The 21,674-nt window shown below is 35.5% G+C and carries 22 protein-coding genes; 13 read left to right on the top strand and 9 right to left on the bottom strand.

Annotated elements, in window-relative coordinates:
* Nucleotides 1-130: 130 nt before the first annotated feature.
* On the top strand, nucleotides 131-1,111 hold the full coding sequence (locus tag DR871_RS02790) for a LuxE/PaaK family acyltransferase (RefSeq protein WP_113665470.1): 981 nt from the start codon (nucleotides 131-133) through the stop codon (nucleotides 1,109-1,111).
* Here the strand turns inward: DR871_RS02790 and tyrS are convergent.
* Complete coding sequence (gene tyrS, locus DR871_RS02795) at nucleotides 1,108-2,400, bottom strand: tyrosine--tRNA ligase (protein ID WP_113664945.1); 1,293 nt, start codon at nucleotides 2,398-2,400, stop codon at nucleotides 1,108-1,110. The two genes, DR871_RS02790 and tyrS, sit on opposite strands and share 4 nt — an antisense overlap.
* A gap of 127 nt (nucleotides 2,401-2,527) precedes the next feature.
* Here tyrS and DR871_RS02800 point away from each other — a divergent pair, with 127 nt between their 5' ends.
* On the top strand, nucleotides 2,528-3,529 hold the full coding sequence (locus DR871_RS02800) for an NAD-dependent epimerase/dehydratase family protein (protein WP_113664944.1): 1,002 nt from the start codon (nucleotides 2,528-2,530) through the stop codon (nucleotides 3,527-3,529).
* Between the two features lie 15 nt (nucleotides 3,530-3,544).
* On the opposite strand, the gene DR871_RS02805 is transcribed toward DR871_RS02800, so the two are convergent.
* From DR871_RS02805 to DR871_RS02815, 3 genes are read right to left on the bottom strand one after another with little or no spacing between them, the layout of a single operon-like run.
* The gene (locus tag DR871_RS02805; RefSeq protein WP_113665469.1) at nucleotides 3,545-3,970 is read right to left on the bottom strand and encodes a DUF4296 domain-containing protein; all 426 of its coding nucleotides are present in this window, start codon (nucleotides 3,968-3,970) and stop codon (nucleotides 3,545-3,547) included.
* 9 nt (nucleotides 3,971-3,979) lie between these two features.
* Nucleotides 3,980-5,320 (bottom strand): dihydroorotase, encoded by a 1,341-nt coding sequence (locus tag DR871_RS02810; protein ID WP_113664943.1) that lies wholly within the window; start codon nucleotides 5,318-5,320, stop codon nucleotides 3,980-3,982.
* A 12-nt stretch (nucleotides 5,321-5,332) separates the two neighbouring features.
* The gene (locus DR871_RS02815; RefSeq protein WP_113664942.1) at nucleotides 5,333-6,058 is read right to left on the bottom strand and encodes a polyprenol monophosphomannose synthase; all 726 of its coding nucleotides are present in this window, start codon (nucleotides 6,056-6,058) and stop codon (nucleotides 5,333-5,335) included.
* A gap of 103 nt (nucleotides 6,059-6,161) precedes the next feature.
* Between DR871_RS02815 and DR871_RS02820 the strand changes: the two genes are divergently transcribed.
* The 3 genes from DR871_RS02820 (at nucleotide 6,162) to DR871_RS02830 (ending at nucleotide 8,232) form a co-directional block, all read left to right on the top strand.
* Nucleotides 6,162-6,833: a DUF4271 domain-containing protein gene (locus DR871_RS02820; RefSeq protein ID WP_113664941.1), complete on the top strand. Its 672-nt coding sequence runs from the start codon at nucleotides 6,162-6,164 to the stop codon at nucleotides 6,831-6,833.
* Between the two features lie 12 nt (nucleotides 6,834-6,845).
* Entirely contained in the window at nucleotides 6,846-7,595 is a 750-nt protein-coding gene (locus tag DR871_RS02825; RefSeq protein WP_091166128.1) for a uroporphyrinogen-III synthase, read from the top strand.
* A gap of 166 nt (nucleotides 7,596-7,761) precedes the next feature.
* Nucleotides 7,762-8,232 carry an Lrp/AsnC ligand binding domain-containing protein gene (locus DR871_RS02830; RefSeq protein ID WP_113634111.1) on the top strand — a complete coding sequence of 157 codons (471 nt, stop codon included), beginning with the start codon at nucleotides 7,762-7,764 and terminating at the stop codon, nucleotides 8,230-8,232.
* Nucleotides 8,233-8,337: 105 nt separating this feature from the next.
* On the opposite strand, the gene DR871_RS02835 is transcribed toward DR871_RS02830, so the two are convergent.
* Both DR871_RS02835 and DR871_RS02840 read right to left on the bottom strand, forming a co-directional pair.
* Nucleotides 8,338-9,027 carry a zinc metallopeptidase gene (locus DR871_RS02835; protein WP_206531540.1) on the bottom strand — a complete coding sequence of 230 codons (690 nt, stop codon included), beginning with the start codon at nucleotides 9,025-9,027 and terminating at the stop codon, nucleotides 8,338-8,340.
* A 208-nt stretch (nucleotides 9,028-9,235) separates the two neighbouring features.
* Entirely contained in the window at nucleotides 9,236-12,193 is a 2,958-nt protein-coding gene (locus DR871_RS02840; RefSeq protein ID WP_113665467.1) for a leucine--tRNA ligase, read from the bottom strand.
* A gap of 169 nt (nucleotides 12,194-12,362) precedes the next feature.
* On the opposite strand from DR871_RS02840, the gene DR871_RS02845 reads away from it, so the two are divergent.
* Genes DR871_RS02845 through DR871_RS02865 form a run of 5 tightly spaced genes read left to right on the top strand, consistent with a single transcriptional unit; the run spans nucleotide 12,363 to nucleotide 15,592 of the window.
* A complete protein-coding gene (locus DR871_RS02845; protein ID WP_113664940.1) occupies nucleotides 12,363-13,238 on the top strand; it encodes a cell division protein FtsX in 876 nt (291 codons plus the stop codon).
* A gap of 46 nt (nucleotides 13,239-13,284) precedes the next feature.
* On the top strand, nucleotides 13,285-13,527 hold the full coding sequence (locus DR871_RS02850; protein ID WP_091166136.1) for a DUF3098 domain-containing protein: 243 nt from the start codon (nucleotides 13,285-13,287) through the stop codon (nucleotides 13,525-13,527).
* A complete protein-coding gene (locus tag DR871_RS02855) occupies nucleotides 13,528-14,349 on the top strand; it encodes an undecaprenyl-diphosphate phosphatase (protein WP_113664939.1) in 822 nt (273 codons plus the stop codon).
* A gap of 6 nt (nucleotides 14,350-14,355) precedes the next feature.
* On the top strand, nucleotides 14,356-15,057 hold the full coding sequence (gene truB / locus DR871_RS02860) for a tRNA pseudouridine(55) synthase TruB (protein WP_113664938.1): 702 nt from the start codon (nucleotides 14,356-14,358) through the stop codon (nucleotides 15,055-15,057).
* A gap of 4 nt (nucleotides 15,058-15,061) precedes the next feature.
* Nucleotides 15,062-15,592: a hypothetical protein gene (locus DR871_RS02865; RefSeq protein WP_242497068.1), complete on the top strand. Its 531-nt coding sequence runs from the start codon at nucleotides 15,062-15,064 to the stop codon at nucleotides 15,590-15,592.
* Between the two features lie 378 nt (nucleotides 15,593-15,970).
* Here DR871_RS02865 and DR871_RS02870 read toward each other — a convergent pair whose 3' ends face one another.
* Complete coding sequence (locus DR871_RS02870) at nucleotides 15,971-16,570, bottom strand: thioredoxin family protein (RefSeq protein WP_113664937.1); 600 nt, start codon at nucleotides 16,568-16,570, stop codon at nucleotides 15,971-15,973.
* Nucleotides 16,571-16,675: 105 nt separating this feature from the next.
* Between DR871_RS02870 and DR871_RS02875 the strand changes: the two genes are divergently transcribed.
* From DR871_RS02875 to frr, 3 genes are all read left to right on the top strand, one after another.
* Nucleotides 16,676-17,455 (top strand): patatin-like phospholipase family protein, encoded by a 780-nt coding sequence (locus DR871_RS02875; protein ID WP_113665465.1) that lies wholly within the window; start codon nucleotides 16,676-16,678, stop codon nucleotides 17,453-17,455.
* Nucleotides 17,456-17,522: 67 nt separating this feature from the next.
* Nucleotides 17,523-18,230 carry a UMP kinase gene (pyrH, locus tag DR871_RS02880; RefSeq protein WP_113634118.1) on the top strand — a complete coding sequence of 236 codons (708 nt, stop codon included), beginning with the start codon at nucleotides 17,523-17,525 and terminating at the stop codon, nucleotides 18,228-18,230.
* Between the two features lie 113 nt (nucleotides 18,231-18,343).
* Nucleotides 18,344-18,907 carry a ribosome recycling factor gene (frr, locus tag DR871_RS02885; protein WP_099714201.1) on the top strand — a complete coding sequence of 188 codons (564 nt, stop codon included), beginning with the start codon at nucleotides 18,344-18,346 and terminating at the stop codon, nucleotides 18,905-18,907.
* An 80-nt stretch (nucleotides 18,908-18,987) separates the two neighbouring features.
* On the opposite strand, the gene DR871_RS02890 is transcribed toward frr, so the two are convergent.
* Entirely contained in the window at nucleotides 18,988-19,317 is a 330-nt protein-coding gene (locus DR871_RS02890; RefSeq protein ID WP_113664936.1) for a DMT family transporter, read from the bottom strand.
* Nucleotide 19,318: 1 nt separating this feature from the next.
* Complete coding sequence (locus DR871_RS02895; protein WP_113664935.1) at nucleotides 19,319-21,589, bottom strand: cation:proton antiporter; 2,271 nt, start codon at nucleotides 21,587-21,589, stop codon at nucleotides 19,319-19,321.
* Nucleotides 21,590-21,674: the final 85 nt, after the last annotated feature.

The following is a 21,674-nucleotide window of genomic DNA, read 5'->3' on the forward strand; positions in this document are numbered from 1 at the left end:
TCAAAGCTCCAATTGCAATTGGGGCTTTTTTTATATCTTGTTCAAATAGAATCAATCCTAAGAATCAAGTTTATCCAATTCCGTTATTGGTTTGCCTTTAAATTTTTGATTACTTTTGCAAAAAAAATTCTTGATCACAGCCTCCGATATATTTTCTATTTCCAGTCAAAAACAATTTGAAAAAATTGCTTTGAAAGTATTTCGTTTCCAATACGAAAACAACTTAGTCTATCAGGAATTTTGTGATTTTCTAAAAACAGATCCTCACAAAGTAAAATCGCTACAACAGATTCCCTTTTTACCAATTCAGTTTTTTAAGAGTCATCAGGTGGTTTCGAATACCAATCCTATTCAGGAAACCTTTACCAGTAGCGGTACAACCGGAATGATAACCAGCAAACATCTGGTTACCGATGTTACTTTGTATGAAGAAAGTTACCAGAAAGGATTTTCCGAATTTTATGGGAATATCGAAGATTATGTAGTTTTAGCCTTGCTTCCATCCTATCTGGAACGGGAAGGTTCCTCCTTAATTTACATGGTTAAGGATTTAATTGAACTTTCCAATCATCCTGAAAGCGGTTTTTACCTGCACAATCACGAAGAATTGATTGCCAAGCTTATCGCTTTAGATGAAGCAGGTCAGAATGTAATCCTGATCGGAGTGACATTTGCTTTATTGGACTTAATAGAAAAATACCAGTTTCAATTGCAGCATACCATTATCATGGAAACAGGCGGCATGAAAGGCAAACGCAAAGAAATGATTCGGGAAGAACTGCACGAACAATTGTGTAAAGGATTTGGCGTTTCAGCCATACATTCTGAATATGGAATGACCGAATTGCTTTCGCAAGCCTATTCTTTAGGAAACGGCGTGTTTGAATGCCCTTCTTGGATTCAAATACTTATTCGTGACACCGAAGATGCTTTGACCTATATTCAAGACGGAAAAACGGGCGGAATCAATGTGATCGATTTGGCCAACATCAATTCCTGTTCGTTTATTGCTACGCAGGATTTGGGCAAAAAAAATCCCAACAACTCTTTCGAGGTATTGGGACGTTTTGATAATTCTGATATTCGAGGTTGTAATTTGATGGTTCTTTAAACCACCCTCACCACAAAATAGTTTTTCTTTCCACTTTGCAACAATACAAATTGATTGTTGATTAAATCTTTCGTCGAAAACACAAAATCTTCAGCAACTTTTTCTCTATTTACTGAAATAGAATTAGCCGTCAAAGCGCGTCTAGCTTCGCCATTCGATTTTAAAAATCCCGTTTTTTCGTTTAAAACGTCAACAATATTGATTCCGGTTTCAATTTCGTTTCTGCTGATTTCCGCTTGAGGAACACCATCAAAAACATCTAAGAAAGTAGCTTCATCCAATTGTTTCAAATCGTCTGAAGTAGAATTCCCGAACAATATATTCGATGCTTTTATCGCATTTTCTAAATCTTCCGCTGAATGTACCATTACCGTAGTTTCTTCGGCCAAACATTTTTGTAACAAACGTAAATGTGGTGCTTCTCTATGTTTTTCAGTTAAAACTTCGATTTCTTCTTTGGATAAAAAAGTAAAGATCTTGCTGTATTTTTCAGCATCAACATCAGATGTATTCAACCAATATTGGTAAAATTTATAAGGAGAAGTTCTAGCCGAATCCAACCAGATATTTCCACCTTCAGATTTTCCAAATTTGGTTCCATCCGCTTTAGTAATCAATGGACAAGTCAATGCGTACGCTTTTCCACTGGCGATTCTGCGCACTAATTCGGTTCCTGTTGTGATATTTCCCCATTGGTCACTTCCACCCATTTGCAACGTACAATTCTTTTCTCTGTACAAATGCAAAAAGTCATATCCTTGAACCAATTGGTACGTGAACTCTGTAAATGACATTCCTTCGGCAGCTTCAGAAGACAAACGTTTCTTCACAGAATCTTTTGCCATCATATAATTTACCGTGATATGTTTTCCTACATCACGAATAAAATCCAGAAAAGAAAAGTTCTTCATCCAGTCGTAATTATTCACTAATTCTGCTGCATTAGCCGAATTAGAAGTAAAATCCAGAAAACGAGCCAATTGACCTTTTATAGCTTCTTGATTGTGACGCAAAGTCGCTTCGTCCAATAAATTTCTTTCATTCGATTTTCCGGATGGATCACCAATCATTCCTGTTGCACCACCTACTAACGCTAATGGCTTGTGTCCCGATAGTTGAAAATGTTTCAATAACATCACTCCTACTAAATGTCCTATATGCAATGAATCGGCAGTTGGGTCAATTCCCACATACGCCACACGCATTTGTTCCATCAAATGTTCTTCTGTGCCGGGCATAACATCGTGGAGCATTCCTCTCCAAGTTACTTCTTCAATAAAATTCTTCATCTTTTTAATCAATTTACTTTCGTCAATTCAGCCTTTTAGGCTTCGTGTGCACAAAGATAAAATTTATTGCGGATTAGGTTATTTGTTTAATAGGTTATTCGAAAAAAATTATTCGTATTTTCGTAGCATGATTTTAGTCACAGGAGGAACCGGTTTAGTAGGCGCACATTTATTGCTTCATTTAATTGAATCCCAAAGTATCGGGACAGAAAAAGTGCGTGCCATTTATCGAAGTGTCGCTACACTAGAGAAAACCAAGTCGCTGTTCTCCATGTACAAAAAGGAAGCATTTTTCGAGCAAATTGAATGGATTCAAGCAGACATTACCGAAGTCCCTTCGTTAGAAATCGCCTTTCAAAATATTGACACTGTGTATCATTGCGCCGCTTTGATTTCTTTTGATCCAAAGGATGAAGATATATTGCGAAAAACAAATATTGAAGGCACAGCAAATATTGTAAATTTCTGTATCGCCTATCAAATAAAAAAACTTTGTTTTATAAGTTCCATTGCCACTTTGGGCGATTTACTACCTCATGAAAAATTCATTACCGAAGAAACCGAATGGAATCCGGAAAAGTACCATAATGATTATGCCATTTCTAAATATGGTGCCGAAATGGAAATCTGGCGCGGACAGCAAGAAGGTTTAGAGGTAATAATTGTAAATCCAGGCGTAATTCTCGGACCCGGCTTTAGAGAGCAAGGTAGCGGACAACTTTTTACGAAAGTAAAAAACGGATTGAAATTTTATACACTGGGTTCCACAGGATTTGTTGCCGTTACTGATGTTGTTCGAATGGCGCATGAGTTGATGGAAAGCGAAATCAAAAACGAACGCTTTACTTTGATTGCAGATAATAGTATTTTTCGTGACATTTTGAATGCCATGGCTGATGCACTCGACGTGAAACGACCTGAAATTCACGCAAAACCTTTTTTTATGGAAATACTCTGGAGATTGGATTGGTTTGTTTCAAATGTTTTTCAACAAAAGAGAAAATTATCGCAAGCCACTGCAAGAGCTTCTTACTCGGAAAACACCTATTCAAATCAGAAGATTAAAGACCAATTGAAAACTGATTTCATCGACATCCACCACTACATAAAAGACATTTCGAAATTGTAAAAATCTGCAATTTTTCTATTTCAATTTTGTAGTGTCACCAACAATTGGAGCTGGTTTTTTATTGTTTTGAAGAACCGGTTTCTTTTTCTTTTTTTCGACAGTTACTAATGAATCGGCACTTTTTTTAGTGGTTTCCAATCGTTTTGTAATTTGCTCAAACATCAATTTATAATCTTCATAATCTGATGCGTAATACACATTACTTTTAGCAAACTGAAGGCTGTCGACTTTATATTTTTTTAGAATAAAATCTCTTGGATTTATTTTAAAAGTATCCAAAGAAACAGGGTTTTGATACTTTATTGCTTCCAAAACAGATAAATCATACATAATATCAAGCATTACATCTTTTTCGATAAGACGTTCTGGTTTTTGTACTACTTCCTCTTTGCAACTTACCAAGAAAGTCAATACTACTAAAAATAGTATGGTTTTTTTCATCTGATACATTTATCTTTCAAACAGTAAACGTTTTCCTGCACGAATATCTTTCACTTTAAAAGCGGTGTAAACTAATTGTCCGTTGACAAAAGTATGGGTAATTCTAGATTTAAAAGTAAAACCTTCAAACGGAGACCAACCACACTTAGCCAAAATATTTTCTTTTTTTACGCTCCAAGGCAAGCCTGAATTCACGATAACCAAATCCGCATAATAACCTTCTTTGATAAAACCACGTTTTTCTATTTTGAAAATTTTAGCCGGATTATGACACATTTTCTCCACAATTTTCTCCACGCTTATTTTCCCTTGGTGGTGCGCTTCAAACATAGCCACAACAGCATGTTGAACCAATGGACCGCCGGAGGGCGCATTCAAATAGGATTGTTTTTTCTCTTCTAAAGTGTGTGGGGCGTGATCTGTAGCAATCACATCAATTCGGTCATCAAGCAAGGCTTCCCAAAGCACTTTTCTATCATTAGCTGTTTTTACCGCAGGATTCCATTTAATCAGATTGCCTTTTGTAGCATAATCATCATTGGTAAACCACAAATGATGCACGCAAACTTCGGCAGTAATTTTCTTTTCTTCCAAAGGGATTTTGTTGGTAAACAAATCCATTTCTTTGGCCGTCGAAAGATGAAAAACATGCAAGCGAGCACCTGTTCTCTTAGCTAAAGCAACGGCTTTGGAAGACGAAATATAACACGCTTCCTCGCTACGGATTAGGTGATGCACCGTAACAGGAACATCCTCTCCGTACTCTTCTTTGTATTTCGCTAAATTGTTTTGTATTGTAGTTTCATCCTCGCAATGCACCGCAATAAGCATGGGTGTACTGGAAAATATTTTTTCTAGTGTTGCTTCATTATCCACCAACATATTTCCGGTTGAGGAACCTAAAAATATTTTGATTCCGGCCACATTCTTTGGATTTGTTTTTAAAACTTCTTCCAAGTTATCATTAGTTGCACCCATCATAAAAGAGTAATTCGCATACGATTTCTGTGCAGCCAATTCATATTTTTGCTCTAATATTTCTTGAGTAACCGCATTTGGAATCGTATTGGGTTGTTCGATGTATGAAGTGATTCCGCCTGCAACTGCTGCTCTGGATTCGGATTCAATATCGCCTTTGTGCGTGAGTCCTGGCTCTCTGAAATGTACTTGATCATCAATAGCTCCCGGAATCAGATAATTCCCTTCGGCATCAATAATTTTACAATCGGAGAACTTGGCACTGATACTTTCTGAAATTTCAACAATTAAGTCATTCTCAATTAATACGTCGCCTTCAAAAATTACCCCTTCATTTACTATTTTGGCATTCTTAATTAAAACCCTATTCATCCTATCTTTTTCTTATAATGTGTTGACTAATCTTTTTAATCTAAGCGCAATAACTCCAAAAACGGCTTCAACTATAATTGAATTACTCATCTTGGATTGCCCTTTTGTCCGGTCGGTAAAAATAATGGGAACCTCCGTAATTTGAAATTTTTTACAATATGTTCTGTATTTCATTTCAATTTGGAAAGCGTAACCAACGAATTTTATTTTATCTAAATTGATCTCTTCTAAAACTTTTCTTTTATAACAAACGAATCCCGCTGTGGCATCATGAATTTTCATTCCCGTAATCATTCGCACATAAACCGATGCAAAATACGACATCAAAACGCGACTCAAAGGCCAGTTTACCACATTTACACCAGTGACATAACGGGAGCCAATCGCTAAATCAGCATCACCAAAATGACAGGCGGTGTATAATTTTTCTAAATCGTTGGGGTTATGGGAAAAATCAGCATCCATTTCAAAAATGAAATCATATCTATGCTGCAAAGCCCATCTAAATCCATGAACGTAAGCTGTTCCTAAACCAGATTTTTTTTCTCTTTTTTCCAAAAACAAACGGCCTTCAAATTCTTTCTGAAGTAAAACAACCTTATCAGCAGTGTGATCCGGCGAATTATCATCAATAATCAGAACATGAAAGGGTTTGTGTTGCGAAAGCACCGATCGAATAATGCTTTCAATATTTTCAATTTCGTTATAGGTAGGAATTATAACAATACAATCATTCATATTTCGACTAATTTCACCGCAAAAGTAAACTTTTTATGCCATTTCAGCCTTAATAAAATTATAATAAAAAGAATGATGGAAAAATTAGTAATTTTGCAGCGTTATGATCGAAACTATACTTCATCCAAGAATAACTGAGAACAAAGACTGGGCAACCGTGCTTTTCGTTCTGTCATTTGCTATTATTGCGATCACCAAATCTATTTTTGAAAATCGATTTGGTGATTTTGCAAATCTGATTTTTTCGAATAAATACACCAAAGTGTACAGAGACAGCAGCCATTTAAAAAGTGGATTTACTGTCGCATTATTTTTTGTCCAAGTGATTTCTCTTGCATTTTTTATTCAAATTTCGCTGAGTTATTTTGGCAATGCCTCAAAAACAGATTGGCTGCTTTACATCCAGATATTTACGTTTCTGGTTTTCTTCATTTTATCGAAATATTTAATTGAAAAAATAATTGCTACTTCCTTCAATATCGAAGAATTTATGGAGCAGTTTAACCTTCAAAAGGTAACTTACAGAACTTATATTGGATTATTCATACTTCCATTCAATATAATTTTGTTTTATTACGACTCCTTTTCAAGAAATATTCCATTAGTGATTATAGCTATGATATTACTCATCAACGCTTTAACATATTTTATTTCAATAAAAAATTATCAAAATTTAATATTCGGTAAGTTGTTTTATTTTATTTTATATCTTTGCGCTCTCGAAATAGCTCCCTATTATTTTATGTATTATTGGTTTACAAAAGGGAGTGCTTAGAAAACGTTAAATATGAAAGTGAAAACAATTTTGGTGTCACAACCTGAGCCTAAGGTGGAAAACTCACCTTACTTTGAACTTCAACAAAAGCATAAAGTAAAAATTGATTTCAGACCTTTTATTCATGTAGAAGGAGTTAATGCAAAAGAGATTAGACTTCAAAAAATCGATCTCAACCATTACACCGCGATAATTTTAACGAGTAAAAATGCTGTTGACCACTTTTTCAGAGTAGCTGATGAAATGCGTTACAAAGTTCCTGAAGGATTAAAATACTTCTGCCAATCAGAAGCTATTGCTTTTTACCTGCAAAAATACGTTGTGTACAGAAAACGTAAAATTTACGTTGGGCCAAAAGATTTTGCTGATTTATCTCCGCTGATTAAAAAATATAAAGACGAAAAATTCTTATTACCTGCTTCAGACCAATTGAATGCCGATGCCCCAATAACGCTCAACGCACTAAAAGTAGATTGGACTCCAGCCGTTTTTTACAGAACCGTAATGAGTGATTTATCCGATTTGGCCGATGTATATTATGATGTTTTGGCTTTCTTTAGCCCAACCGGAATAAAATCATTATTCATGAATTTTCCTGATTTCGAACAAAACGACACCCGAATTGCCGTTTTTGGGAGTACAACTCAAAAAGAAGCATTGGATCACGGTTTGAGAGTGGATATTCTTGCACCAACACCAGCAACACCTTCTATGACAATGGCTTTGGAAAAATACATTATTGAAGCCAATAAAGGAAAATAAAGAAAATACTTTTTAGATACAATTAAAGCCATTCGCAATCCGAATGGCTTTTTTTTATGGCGTAAATTATAAAAAATGCAACTTACTCTTTACACTAATCGTTTTTTACTTAAATTTGATTTCCAATTCAAACTAAATTTAATATTTTAGTTTAAAATAACAACTCATGAAAATCAATTCCCTAGTAGTAGAAATTGACGGCATCGATAAAGAGATTTTACGCGACCTGATGGAAGATGCCCGAAAACCAATTCTTCAAATCGCCAATAAAATAGGGATTTCAGGAGCGGCAATTCATCAACGTTTGCGAAAACTGGAGCAGTCCGGCGTCATTTCGGGATCAAAATTCACGGTAAATAATAAAATTCTGGGTTATAACACAATGGCTTTTGTTGGGATTTATCTGGACAAAGCCGCCCGAAATCCAGAAGCAGTTCGTGATTTAAAGAAAATTCCTGAAGTATTGGAATGCCATTACACCACAGGAAACTGGTCGATTCTGATAAAAATTATCTGTCGCGATAATGAACATTTAATGCAGTTGCTCAATACAAAAATCCAAGCGATAGAAGGCGTTTCCAGAACGGAAACCTTCATTTCCTTAGACCAACAAATCGACAGACAGATTCAACTTTAGATTTTTAGATTGTTAGATTGTTAGATCATATGCACAAATAAAAAGCCGTTTGCTTACAAACAAACGGCTTTTCTAATTATCTAAGCAGTCTAAATATCTAACAGACTAATCTCTTCTGCTTCCGCCCATATAAATGGAAACGTAATACAACAGCGTAGCAATTGATCCTAAAGCAGCCACGACATACGTTCGGGCAGCCCATTTCAAGGAATCCTTAGCTCCCGCTTGTTCTTGTTGCGTCAGCATTCTTTTGTTTTCCAACCAAGCCAATGCACGATTACTCGCATCATATTCGACTGGTAAAGTAACTATCGAAAACAAAGTGGTTGCTGCAAAAATGATAATCCCTACCAATAATAATTGCGGAAAAGTTTTCATCATTAAGATTCCGGCAAGCAAAATCCACTGCATGTACGTTGATGCCACATTCACCACAGGCACTAACTTGGAACGCATCGTAAGCCATTGATACCCCACAGCGTGTTGTACGGCATGACCACATTCGTGCGCCGCAACCGCTGCCGCAGCAGCATTGCGTTGGTTGTAAACCGCCTCACTTAGATTTACCGTTTTATCTGCTGGATTGTAATGATCCGTCAAACGTCCCGGCGTAGAGATCACTCTTACATCGCGAATTCCGTTATCGGCAAGCATTTTTTCGGCGATTTCTGCGCCTGACATTCCGTTTTGTAATTGTAATTTAGAATAATGTTCAAATTTACTTTTTAGTCTTGAACTAACTAACCAGCTGAAAAGCATAATTGCTCCGGCAAGAATCAAATAACCCATTCCCATATTTTTGTTTTTTAATTGTATTGTTAAAGTTATAAAAGAATTATCAAAATCTGAACCAATTTTTTATTTTGTCAATTTGGCATTGGTGAAATGGAACACGGATAACGCAGATGAAACGGATTTGCGCAGATTTTTATTGATTAGAATTAAAAAATCCAAATTCTAAAAATAGAATTTGGATTAATATGATTATTGCAATATTGGATAATTATCCCACCAAATTGATAATTTTCCCCGGAACAATTATCACCTTATTAGGCGTTCTGCCTTCTAATTGTTTGATGGTTCTTTCGTCTTTCATTACGATTTCTTCGATTTGTTCCTTGGTTAAATCCAAAGGTAAAACCATCGTGAAACGCATTTTTCCATTGAAAGAAACTGGGTATTCCTTTTCGCTCTCCACTAAATATTTAGCTTCAAAAACAGGAAAAGCAACCGTTGCAATCGAACCCTTATTTCCTAACAACGACCATAACTCTTCGGCGATGTGAGGCGCATACGGCGAAATCACAATAGCTAAAGGTTCCAATATTGCACGAGAATGACAATTTTGCGTAGACAATTCATTCACACAAATCATAAACTGAGAAACTGATGTATTAAAAGAGAAACCTTCAATATCTTCCGCTACTTTTTTAATCGTTTTGTGTAATGATTTTAAGTTGTCTTTGGTTGGTGCGTCATTGGTCACAATCAAACCATTTTCATCAAAATACAAACGACACAGTTTTTTCAAGAAACCAAAAACTCCAGAAATTCCTGCTGTGTTCCAAGGTTTTGCTTGTTCCAATGGTCCTAAAAACATTTCGTACAAACGCAACGTATCCGCTCCGTATTCAGTACAAATATCATCCGGCGTTACGACATTGTATTTGGATTTCGACATTTTTTCAACTTCGCGGAGAACTCTAAATTCTTTTTTTCCGTTCGGAATAAAAAGGGCGTTTCTAAATTCTTCTCTCGAATTTTTTAATTTTTCTAAATCTATTTCATTTTCATTTTTGAGCAATGAAATATCCACGTGAATATATCTAAACTTAATTTTTGAAATTTCTTCAATAGATAATTTCTTGTCTAAATAGAATTTATCTTTAATTTCAAAGTGATCAGATTCGGTATCTGAAAGGTCCAATAAATCTTTTGAAAGGTATATTGGTTCTATTTGAATTGTTTCGTGATAAGATTGAAGCACAAACGCACTCATCCCCAAAATCATTCCCTGATTGATCAGTTTTTTGAATGGTTCTTCGGTTGGCGCAAAACCTTTGTCTTTTAGGAATTTATTCCAAAAACGAGAATACAATAAATGACCTGTAGCGTGTTCGCTTCCGCCAATGTATAAATCAACGCTTTCCCAATACGCCAAAGCATCTTTGCTCGCAAATTCGTTTTCGTTATGCGCATCCATATAGCGCATCCAATACCAAGAACTACCCGCCCAACCTGGCATCGTGTTCAATTCTAAAGGAAATATTGTTTTGTTGTCGACTAAATCCGTATTAACTACTGAATTCGTTTCGGTATTCCAAGCCCAAACCGTAGCGTTTCCTAAAGGCGGTAAACCGTCTTCGGTTGGTAAATATTTTTCTACTTCCGGAAGGATGATTGGCAAATGTTGCGCATCAATCATTTGCGGCAAGCCATTCACGTAATATACCGGAAACGGTTCTCCCCAATAACGCTGGCGAGAGAAAACAGCATCACGCAAACGGTAATTTGTTTTTCCTTTTCCTTGATTTAATTTTTCTAATTCTTCAATTACTTTTTGAGTTCCTTTTTTGTAATCTAATCCATTAAGAAAGTTCGAATCTACTAATTGAAAACCTTCTTTGGCTCCAAAAGCAGCTTCAGAAATATCTTTGTCAAAAATGTTCTTGATTTCTTGCATTCCGATTTGACCTTTGAAGAAATTCGCAAAAGCATAATCTCTTTCATCGCCACAAGGAACCGCCATAACTGCGCCTGTTCCGTAACCCGCCAAAACATAATCGCCAATCCAAACTGGAATTTGTTCTTTAGTAAACGGATGTTCTGCATACGCTCCGGTAAATACTCCAGAAATAGTTTTTACATCAGCCATACGTTCTCTTTCGGAACGTTTTGAGGTTTTTTCTATATAGGCATCCACTTCCGCTTTTTGTTCTGCAGTTGTAATTTGAGAAACTAATTCGTGTTCCGGAGCCAATGTCATAAACGTAACGCCGAAAATAGTATCGGGACGCGTTGTGAAAACCGCAATTTTAGCTTCTGAATTCTGAACATTGAATTCCACAGTAGCACCAACCGATTTTCCAATCCAGTTTCTTTGGCTTTCCTTGATGCTTTCGCTCCAATCAATATCATTTAAACTTTGTAATAAACGTTCTGCATAAGCCGAAATTCGCATGCTCCATTGCGTCATTTTTTTACGAACAACCGTAAAGCCACCTCGCTCCGAAACACCATTTACGATTTCATCATTTGCCAAAACCGTTCCTAATCCCGGACACCAGTTCACCTCAGTCTCGGCTAAATAAGTCAATCTGTATTGTAGCAAAATTTTCTCCTGCTGTTCTTTTGCAAAAACATTCCATTCATTTGCTGTAAAACCTTCGATATTTTCATCACAAACGGCGTTGACATTTGCATTTCCTTCTGTCGAAAAAATGGAAACCAAAGTCGAAATATCTTCGGCTTTATCGCTGTTTTTATTGTACCAAGAATTGAATAATTGGATGAAAATCCATTGTGTATGCTTATAATAATCCGGATTTGAAGTGCGGACTTCTCTGCTCCAATCGAACGAAAATCCAATTTTGTCCAATTGCTTTCTGTATCCGGCAATTTTATTTCCTTCTTTATCCGTTCCACCGTCAATATTTACCGAAGTTGTATCTTCTGGGCGTTGTCCCGTTTGTATCGCATATTGTTCCGCTGGCAACCCAAAACTGTCGTAGCCCATGGGGTGCAACACATTAAAACCTTGATGTCTTTTGTATCTTGAATACACATCAGAGGCAATATATCCTAACGGATGTCCCACGTGCAATCCCGCTCCGGAAGGATAAGGAAACATGTCAAGTACGTAATATTTAGGTTTTTCTGAGTTGTTCTCGGCTTTAAATGTTTGGTTTTCTAACCAATATTTTTGCCACTTGGCTTCAATTTCGTTTGGATTGTATTTCATAGTATAAGCTTCAGAGAAACTGGCTAAGTCAGTTTCTTTCATTTTTTCTGGCAATGATTATTTTCAGGTGCCAAATTTACGTTTATTGTACGAAAGTTGAAACTTTGAGCGTTATTAACTTTAAATAAAGAAATTCTTTATTATTTTTACCCAATAATTTTAGTAAACTATGAGTTCTTCCTTTGATAATTTTCAAAAACGCCGGTTAATTTCCTCTTATTTTTCAGTAGTGCTAAGTGTATTCTTAGTTTTGTTTCTATTGGGAATATTGGGACTTTTTATTATAAATTCTAAAAAATTAGCCAACGATTTCAAAGAAAATATTGCCATGACGGTTTTTTTCAAGAATGAAGCCAATGACAGCATTGTGAAAGCTTTTGGAACCCAAATAAAAGCAAGTCCATTTGTGAAATCATACACTTATGTGACCAAAGAAGCTGCCGCTAAAGAACATACGGATATTATTGGTGAGGATTTTATGGAATTTCTAGGTGAAAATCCATTGCAAAACTCCTACGATATTCACTTGAAAGGAGATTATGTAATTAAGGACAGTATCACAAAAATTGAAGCTGGCTTGCGCAAAAATACTATGATTTCGGATATTGTATATGACAAACAATTAGTGAATTTAGTAAACGATAACATCAAAAAAGTGAGTATGTGGATTTTAATAATCAGCGGATTCCTTGCTGTTATTGCCGTATTACTAATCAATAGTTCGTTACGTTTATCGATACATTCGAACCGATTTATCATTAAAACCATGCAAATGGTAGGTGCTACCAAAGCCTTTATCAGAAAACCTTTTGTAATGCGAAGCATAAAATTGGGAATGATAGGTGCCGTTTTGGCGGTTTTAGCATTAATTGGCGTTTTGATTTATGTTGAAACCAGTTTTCCAAATCTTGGTATTTTAGAAGACAAAACTATGATTGGCTTGGTATTATTGGCAGTTTTAGGAATTGGCGTTTTAATTACTTGGTTAAGCACGTATTTTGCAACACAGCGTTTCTTGAATTTAAGAACAGACGATCTTTATTAATTTTAATAATGAGGAATAAGATTGCTTCGTTCCTCGCAATGACTTTATGAAAAACAACGAACAGAAACCAGAATTTCTTTTTGATAAAATAAATTACAAAATCTTATTAATTGGGATTGGAGTTATTGCTTTGGGATTTATTCTAATGTCAGGCGGTGGAAGTGACGATCCAAATGTGTTTAGTGAAGACATTTTCAATTTCAGAAGAATCCGATTGGCGCCAACAACCGTTTTAATCGGTTTTGGAATTACTATTTATGCCATTCTTAAGAATCCCAAAAACGCATAAATGAATACACTACAAGCATTTTTAATTGCTGTTATAGAAGGACTAACCGAATATCTTCCTGTTTCCTCGACTGCTCACATGGTTTTTCTAAGTTCTTATTTTGGAATTCAAGAGGATGATTTTGTGAAACTATTTCAGGTTTCTATTCAATTTGGAGCCATTTTGGCCGTTGTCGCTTTGTATTGGAAGAAATTTTTCGATTTCTCTTCAAAAAGTGTTGCCATCAACTTTTACATAAAACTGATTTGCGCCGTAATTCCTGCTTTGGTTTTAGGAAAATTATTCGACGATAAGATTGAAGCCGTTCTAGGAGATCCAATTCCCATTGCGATTGTATTGATTTTAGGTGGAATCATTTTATTGTTTATTGACAGTCGTTTTCAAAGTCCAACGGTTCTTAAAGAGGAAGACATCACCATTAAAAAAGCAGTAACCATCGGTTTTTGGCAATGTTTAGCAATGATGCCGGGAACAAGTCGTTCTGCCGCTTCAATCATTGGAGGAATGCAACAAGGATTAACGCGTCATGCCGCAGCGGAATTCTCTTTCTTTTTAGCAGTCCCCACCATGATGGCAGTTACCTGTTATTCCGTGTTCTTAAAAACCTACGAGTCTTCACAAATGAAAGGCTACGAATTGATTTTAAAATCAAACGAAAACATACAATTGTTCTTGATAGGAAACGTTGTTGCTTTTATTGTTGCCATTATAGCCATTAAATTCTTCATTGAAATCATCAAAAAATACGGCTTCAAGCCTTGGGGTTGGTACCGAATAATCGTAGGAATCTTTTTATTGATTTACTTTTCATACTTTAAATAAATTCCTTTGAAGACAGCCGAAGATTACCAAGATGGACAAATTTTACTCATCGATAAACCCTTGAATTGGACTTCCTTTCAGGCGGTGAATAAATTGAAATGGGCTTTAATAACCAAACTGAATCTGCCAAAAAAATTCAAGATTGGTCACGCCGGAACTTTGGATCCTTTGGCAACTGGATTGTTATTAGTTTGTACAGGAAAATTCACCAAAAGAATCACCGAACTTCAGGGTCAGGCTAAAGAATACACTGGAACGTTTTATATTGGAGCCACAACGCCTTCGTATGATTTAGAAACGGAAATCGACCAAACTTTCCCAACAGAACATATTGACGAAGCTTTAATCCATGAAACTGTCAAACAATTTCTAGGCGAAATCGATCAAAAACCACCTATATATTCTGCTATAAAAAAAGATGGTGTTCGCTTATACGAACATGCCAGAGCAGGAGAAACCATTGAAATTGCGACCCGAAAAACAACTATTCATGAATTTGAAATTACCAGAATAGCACTTCCTGAAGTTGATTTCAGAGTCGTTTGCAGCAAAGGAACCTACATTCGTTCACTGGCTTTTGATTTTGGAAAAGCAATGAATTCCGGTTCACATTTAACGGCTTTGCGCCGAACAAAAATTGGTGATTACGACGTAAAAGACGGCATAGATGTTATCGCTTTCGAAGATAGTTTAGCATCAAATAATTAATATTTTGAGACTTTTAAGAATCTTAATCGTTTCGCTTTTTTTTACTTTTTCTGCTTTTTCCCAAAATAAAAAATTTACCTACATTCAATTTGATGTAGCCATTCCTATTAAAGGAAATCCGGAACGTGAAGAAACAGTTGCGAATGGCAACAAAAACAGCTCTTGGTTCCTGCCCGATGGACTAAACACTAAAATAGGTTATGGAGTACATTACAACAAATGGATTGCTTTAGGAATCAATACTGGAATAGACTGGCAATGGACCGAAAAATTAGTTATTGTTCCAGTTTTTGCAAATCTAAAGTTAAGTCCAAAAATTAGTGAGGATACTCGAATTGCATTACAACTGGGTTTAGGAAAAGCAATGGCGCTAGGTCGCGGGGATTTAATGGGAGAGTATAAAAAAATAAGTTTGGGTATTCAAACACCTGACGATTTGATTATATTTATTGAACTAAGCCATTACGCGATTCCTATTAATAATCAAAAAGATACTGGAAGCATCAGTTTAGGACTTTCTTTAATCACTTTTTAAAGAATACTTTCTAAATCCTCCCTTCGAATAAAAAGCAAAAACACATGATAAATACAAAATTGGATTTATTATGTGTTTTTTCTAAAATTAAAGTACTGTTAATCCATACTCTTTTTTCTACTTGGCTACGCCAAATTAATTTAATAATGAGGTATGTTCTTACCTCCAAATAGTAAATTAGACAAATAATCGTAAACCTTTTCAAATAGCTTTTTCATAGCGATGTTATTTAAATTGTTAAACAATATTTTTAAACACCAACAAAAAAGTAAATCAAATAGCAGACTTGGTTTTCAGATTACTAATATACAATTTTTTTTTAATACAAAAAAATTAATTGTTTGATTTTAAGAAGTTTACACGCAGTTTGAATTTAAACTATAGCGTCTGCATTAAATTAATTATTTCATCTTGAGTACTAATTCCTTTATCGTGCAGATACCATAATTGCAAGTTAGTTTTTAAAGTTTCATCAATAACACCAAATTCTTTTTTATAATCAGCAACTAAATTCGCGGCAGCTTTAGGTCTCGGACCCCAATTTCCCAGCACACTTCCCGTTTCTTTATCTACGACAATCAGTATTGGAATCGCTTGCTTTTTATTGGTTAAAAACAACTTCATCAATTCTTCATTTTCATCGCGCAACACAATTCTTAAATCAATTTTGCCGGATTCTACTGCCATCTTATTGATAATTGGCAATAATTGAGCGGCATCTCCACACCAACCTTCAGAAATCACTAACCAAATATATTCACTTTTCAAGGATTTTAATTTCTGAATAATCTCTTCTGATATTTGAATCGTTTTATCAAGACGATGCATTCGGGTTTCGTTTAGTTCACTGTAATGTGTTAAATCTTCTGATTGTTCTTCACCGGTTGATTTTTTTTCAAGTAATAAATCTATAATAAGTTTTCTGTATTCAGAATACGAATGGCTATTAAACAATGCTTTGGCTACTGGAATTTTCATAATGAATTATTTGTTTTCACAAAGTTACCATAAAAAAGAAGCATTAATATGATATCTATCACTTTCAATTCCGCAAAAAGAGTAATTTTATGACAAATAATAATGATGGATTTAAAAACAAAATCAATAGGACTGGTTCTTTCCGGTGGTGGATCTAAAGGGTTAGCACATGCTGGGGTGATTAAATTTCTGGAAGAACAAGACATCAAACCGTGTCAAATTGCGGGAACTAGCGCGGGATCAATCGTAGGTGCCTTGTATGCTTGGGGAAAAACACCTGAAGAAATTTTGGAATTTTTCAAGTCTATTTATCTTTTTCATTGGAAACATCTGACTTTCAAAAAAGCAGGACTAATTGATTCCGAATCCTTCCGTTTTTATTTTCACAGTATTTTTGGCGATGCCGTTTTGAGCGATTTGAAAATTCCAATTCAAATTACAGCAACTGACATGGTTCGGGGAAAACTAAAAATATTTGCTCCCAGTACAAAAATCGTTGACGCCATTTTAGCCTCTTCTGCCTTTCCGGGAATTTTGTCTCCGTATGAAATCGAAGGGAGTATATACAGTGACGGTGGGATATTAAACCATTTTCCTACTGATATTTTACAAGGGCAATGTGATACCGTAATAGGAGTTTATGTAAGTCCGATTCAGAAAATTGAAGCCAAAGATTTGCGTTCCATCAAGGCAGTGACGACGCGGGCTTTTGATATACTTTCGGCAAATTCAAATATGCATAAATTTAATATTTGCGACTGGGTTATTGAACCAAAGGATTTGTGTCTTTATAGCACCTTTGAAACCAGTAAAGTAAAGATGAATGCGGTTTTTAACATTGGTTATGAAGCCGCAAAAAAATCGTATGAAAAACTTAGTTTATAAAATTTAAGCAACATTATATTAAAAAAAAAGAATATTCTATATTTGCACCAATCAACTCAACACACACATGAAATACAAAAGAATTCTTCTGAAACTAAGTGGCGAAGCTTTAATGGGCGACTTGCAATACGGAATTGACCCTAAAAGACTTGCTGAATATGCTGACGAAATCAAGCAAATTCATGATAAAGGAGTAGAAATCGCTATTGTAATAGGTGGTGGAAATATTTTTAGAGGAGTTGCCGGAGCGAGCGCAGGAATGGATCGAGTTCAAGGAGATTATATGGGAATGCTAGCCACCGTGATCAACGGAATGGCATTACAAGGCGCACTGGAAGAAAAAGGTATGAAAACCCGTTTGCAAACGGCGCTGAAAATGGAATCCATAGCAGAACCTTATATTAAAAGAAGAGCAGATCGTCATCTGGAAAAAGGAAGAATCGTAATCTTTGGAGCCGGAACCGGAAATCCATATTTCACAACGGATACTGCAGCGGTTTTACGTGGTATTGAAATAAATGCCAATGTGATTTTAAAAGGAACTCGTGTAGATGGTGTGTATGATTGCGATCCAGAAAAAAATGCATCAGCCGTGAAATTCGATTTCATTTCCTTTGAAGATGTCCTTAAAAAAGGATTGAATGTAATGGATACGACTGCATTTACATTAAGCCAGGAAAATAAATTACCAATCGTTGTTTTCGATATGAATAAAGTAGGAAACTTATTGAAAATCTGCGAAGGAGAAAATATAGGAACTGTAGTAAATATATAATAGAATGTTAGACTCCTTAGATTTTTAGATAGACAAACAAGATGATTAGCAACACTAAAAATCTAAAAAAAATCTAAAAACGTAATAAGTCTAAAGATCTAAAAACCTAAATTATGACTGAAGAAATTGAATTTATATTAGATAGTACTAAAGAATCCATGACGGGTTCTATTGCGCATTTAGAAAAAGAATTTTTGAATATTCGTGCAGGAAAAGCTTCTCCGGCCATGCTTGGAAGTGTATTTGTAGATTATTACGGATCTGCAACGCCACTTTCTCAAGTATCAAAAATTAGTGTTCCTGATGCTAGAACAATTACACTGCAACCTTTTGAAAAAAATATGCTACAAGTAATTGAAAAAGCAATTATGGTGGCCAATATTGGTTTCAATCCGATGAACAACGGTGATGTAATTATTATCAGTGTTCCTGCATTGACTGAGGAAAGAAGACGCGATCTTGCCAAACAAGCCAAAGTTGAAGCAGAAGATGCCAAAGTTGGAATTAGAAATGCAAGAAAGGATGCGAATACAGATATTAAAAAATTAGAAAAAGAAGGAACTTCCGAGGACATTTGTAAAAGTGCCGAAGAAGAAGTTCAAAACTTAACCAATAGTTATATCCGTAAAATTGATGAACTTTTAGTAGTGAAAGAAGCTGAAATTATGAAGGTGTAATTCCCTTTCAAATTTTATTAAAAATCCGTCTCGTTAAACTAACGAGACGGATTTTTTATTTCAAAAAATTGAATTTCCCATTAATGACTCGAAACGAATTTCAATCCAATAATAGAACTGATTAATGTGGTGATGAAAAAGATTCGCCAAAAATCAGCTGGTTCTTTAAATACAAAAATTCCAACAAGAACTGTTCCTACTGCTCCAATTCCCGTCCAAACCGCATAAGCCGTTCCTATAGGCAATGTTTGTGTGGCTTTGTAAAGCAACACCATACTTATTGTCAAACAAACCAAAAATCCGCCCAACCATAATGTTGATGTCGTTCCGGTGCTTTCTTTGGCTTTGCCTAAACAAGTGGCGAAACCCACTTCAAAAAGGCCTCCGATAATCAATAATATCCAGTTCATCTTATTGTTTTAAAATTAATACCGACGGAACTCCACTCAACCAATCACTTCTGGAATCCACTAGTTCTTTCCAACTTTCGAGACTAATCAGCATTAAATCCTGCTGTACCAAAAATTCCTCTTTAATAATTTTATCAGATATTAGAACTATATTGTTTGGGTATTTTTGCTCCAAAGAATCAATAGCGCTGTTCATTACAAAATTAGTTGTAAGATGTCCATTAACATCCAAAATAACAATTTTAGCGTTATTATTGTACACTAATTTCTGAATATAATCAATCACAAACGAATCTTCGGGACTAAAAATAGGGATAAAAACATGGTTTACATGCTGCAAATCTTTATCAATCAAAATCCCAATTGGCATTTTGGTTTTAGAAATAATCTGTCTGGTTCTTTCATCAAAAGGAGAGTTTTCGAACAAGCCTTCTTTCCCGGTAAACTTATCAATCAAACGATCCGGATTAATTATTCTTGTTGTAAAACCGATTACTTTTCCAAGAATGGTACCTTCAAATATTGACTTACCTAGACCTATCAATAACAAATCATAATCGCCTTGATTGGCGACATCAGCAATCTCAGTTTCAATATCCATCGTTGCTTTAAAAATGGTAGTGATGTCCTGTTTCAGCAGTTGTGATTCTTCAACAATGGGATAAAAACTATTTTTTTCTTTATCATCTAAATTAAAAGTATGCACCTCATCGCTTAGAGATAAATGCATCACGGTAATACTCGAGGTGCTTTTCTGTTTTTTTATCAAACTATTGGCCAATCGCAACAAGGATTTTCCTTTTTCATTGTTTCCAAATGAAATTAAAATGCGGTATTTATTATGGTTTGTCGGTTCCAAAACTTCAACTCCATCTTTCGTTTTAAAGATGTAATTGATTAAATCCAAAGCCGGCCCCGTCATGAAAGTAGTGACCAGCGCCATAATTACCATCATGGTAAACACTTCGGGGGTCAAAACTTTAAGCTCTAATCCAATATTTAAAACAATCAATTCCATCAAACCTCTAGTGTTCATCAAAGCGCCAATTGTTAAACTGTCACGCCAACTCTGACCAACAAATTTGGCTGCCAAGGCGCTTCCTAAAAATTTTCCAACTACAGCCACCAAAATAATAAAACCGGTAACTTTCCATAAATACGGATCATTAAGAAGACCTACTTCAGTTTTCAAACCCGTGAATACGAAGAATAATGGGAGTAAAAGAATCAACGCCACATCCTCTACTTTTTCTATGAATATGGTTCTAAATTTTGGAACATCCGGCATAATAGCTCCCGCCATAAACGCTCCAAATAAAGCATGAATCCCAATCACTTCGGTAGCATAAGACGAAATAATAAGCACCAGAAAAAAGATGGCCACAACCGGTTTGATAATAGTATCTTTTGAACCATATAAATCTCCAATTCGCTTTAGAAATGGCTTTACAATATATATCATGGCGATAACATAAAGTACTGCCAACATAATAATGTATAGCGAACTAACGAAAGTTCCTGCTTTGACGATGGCAATTACCACTGCCAGAATACACCAAGCCGTAATATCATCGGCAGCTGCACAGGTAATGACAATAGCACCTAATTTCGTTTTATGAATTCCTCGTTCCTGCACGATTCTGGCCAAAACCGGAAATGCGGTGATACTCAACGCAATTCCCATAAACAAACTAAAGGAAAGGAATTTAACACCTTCGGGAGCAAATCGATTGTACACAAAATATGCTAGTCCTATTCCAAGAGCAAACGGAATTACAATACTCGCATGACTGATGACCACCGCTTCATTAGCTTTATTTTTCAGTACTTTCAAATCAAGTTCCATTCCGATGACGAACATAAAAAGGATTAATCCTATCTGGCTCAAAAACTTTAAATTACCCAAAGATTCAACAGGAAATAAAGCGCCCGAAAATTCCGGAAAATACATCCCTAGCAATGAGGGCCCGAGCACAATTCCCGCGATAATTTCCCCAATTACGGAGGGTTGTCCTATTTTCTTGAAAACCCAACCAAAAACACGGGCAACAAGTATTATGGTTATAATTTGAGCCAAAAGAATAGCCAAAGGATCTTGAAAATTGTGTTGCAACGAAGTTAGAAAATCGCCCCATGAACCTCTACCACTTTCAGGTGTCACTATTGTTTCTGCCACTTCTAAACGTTTCCCTTTGGTTATAATCCAATACATCAAAGCAGTAAAACCGCCCGTTATCACCAAATAAAAAACTGTGTTTTTATAATTCTTCATATACTATTTTATGTCAGCATTTTCAACTGTGAACCATCACGATGAGAATTCAAATGTATCAATTATATCTCAAAAAAATATTTAA

This window comes from Flavobacterium petrolei, from assembly GCF_003314435.2.
Taxonomy (GTDB): Bacteria; Bacteroidota; Bacteroidia; order Flavobacteriales; family Flavobacteriaceae; genus Flavobacterium; species Flavobacterium petrolei.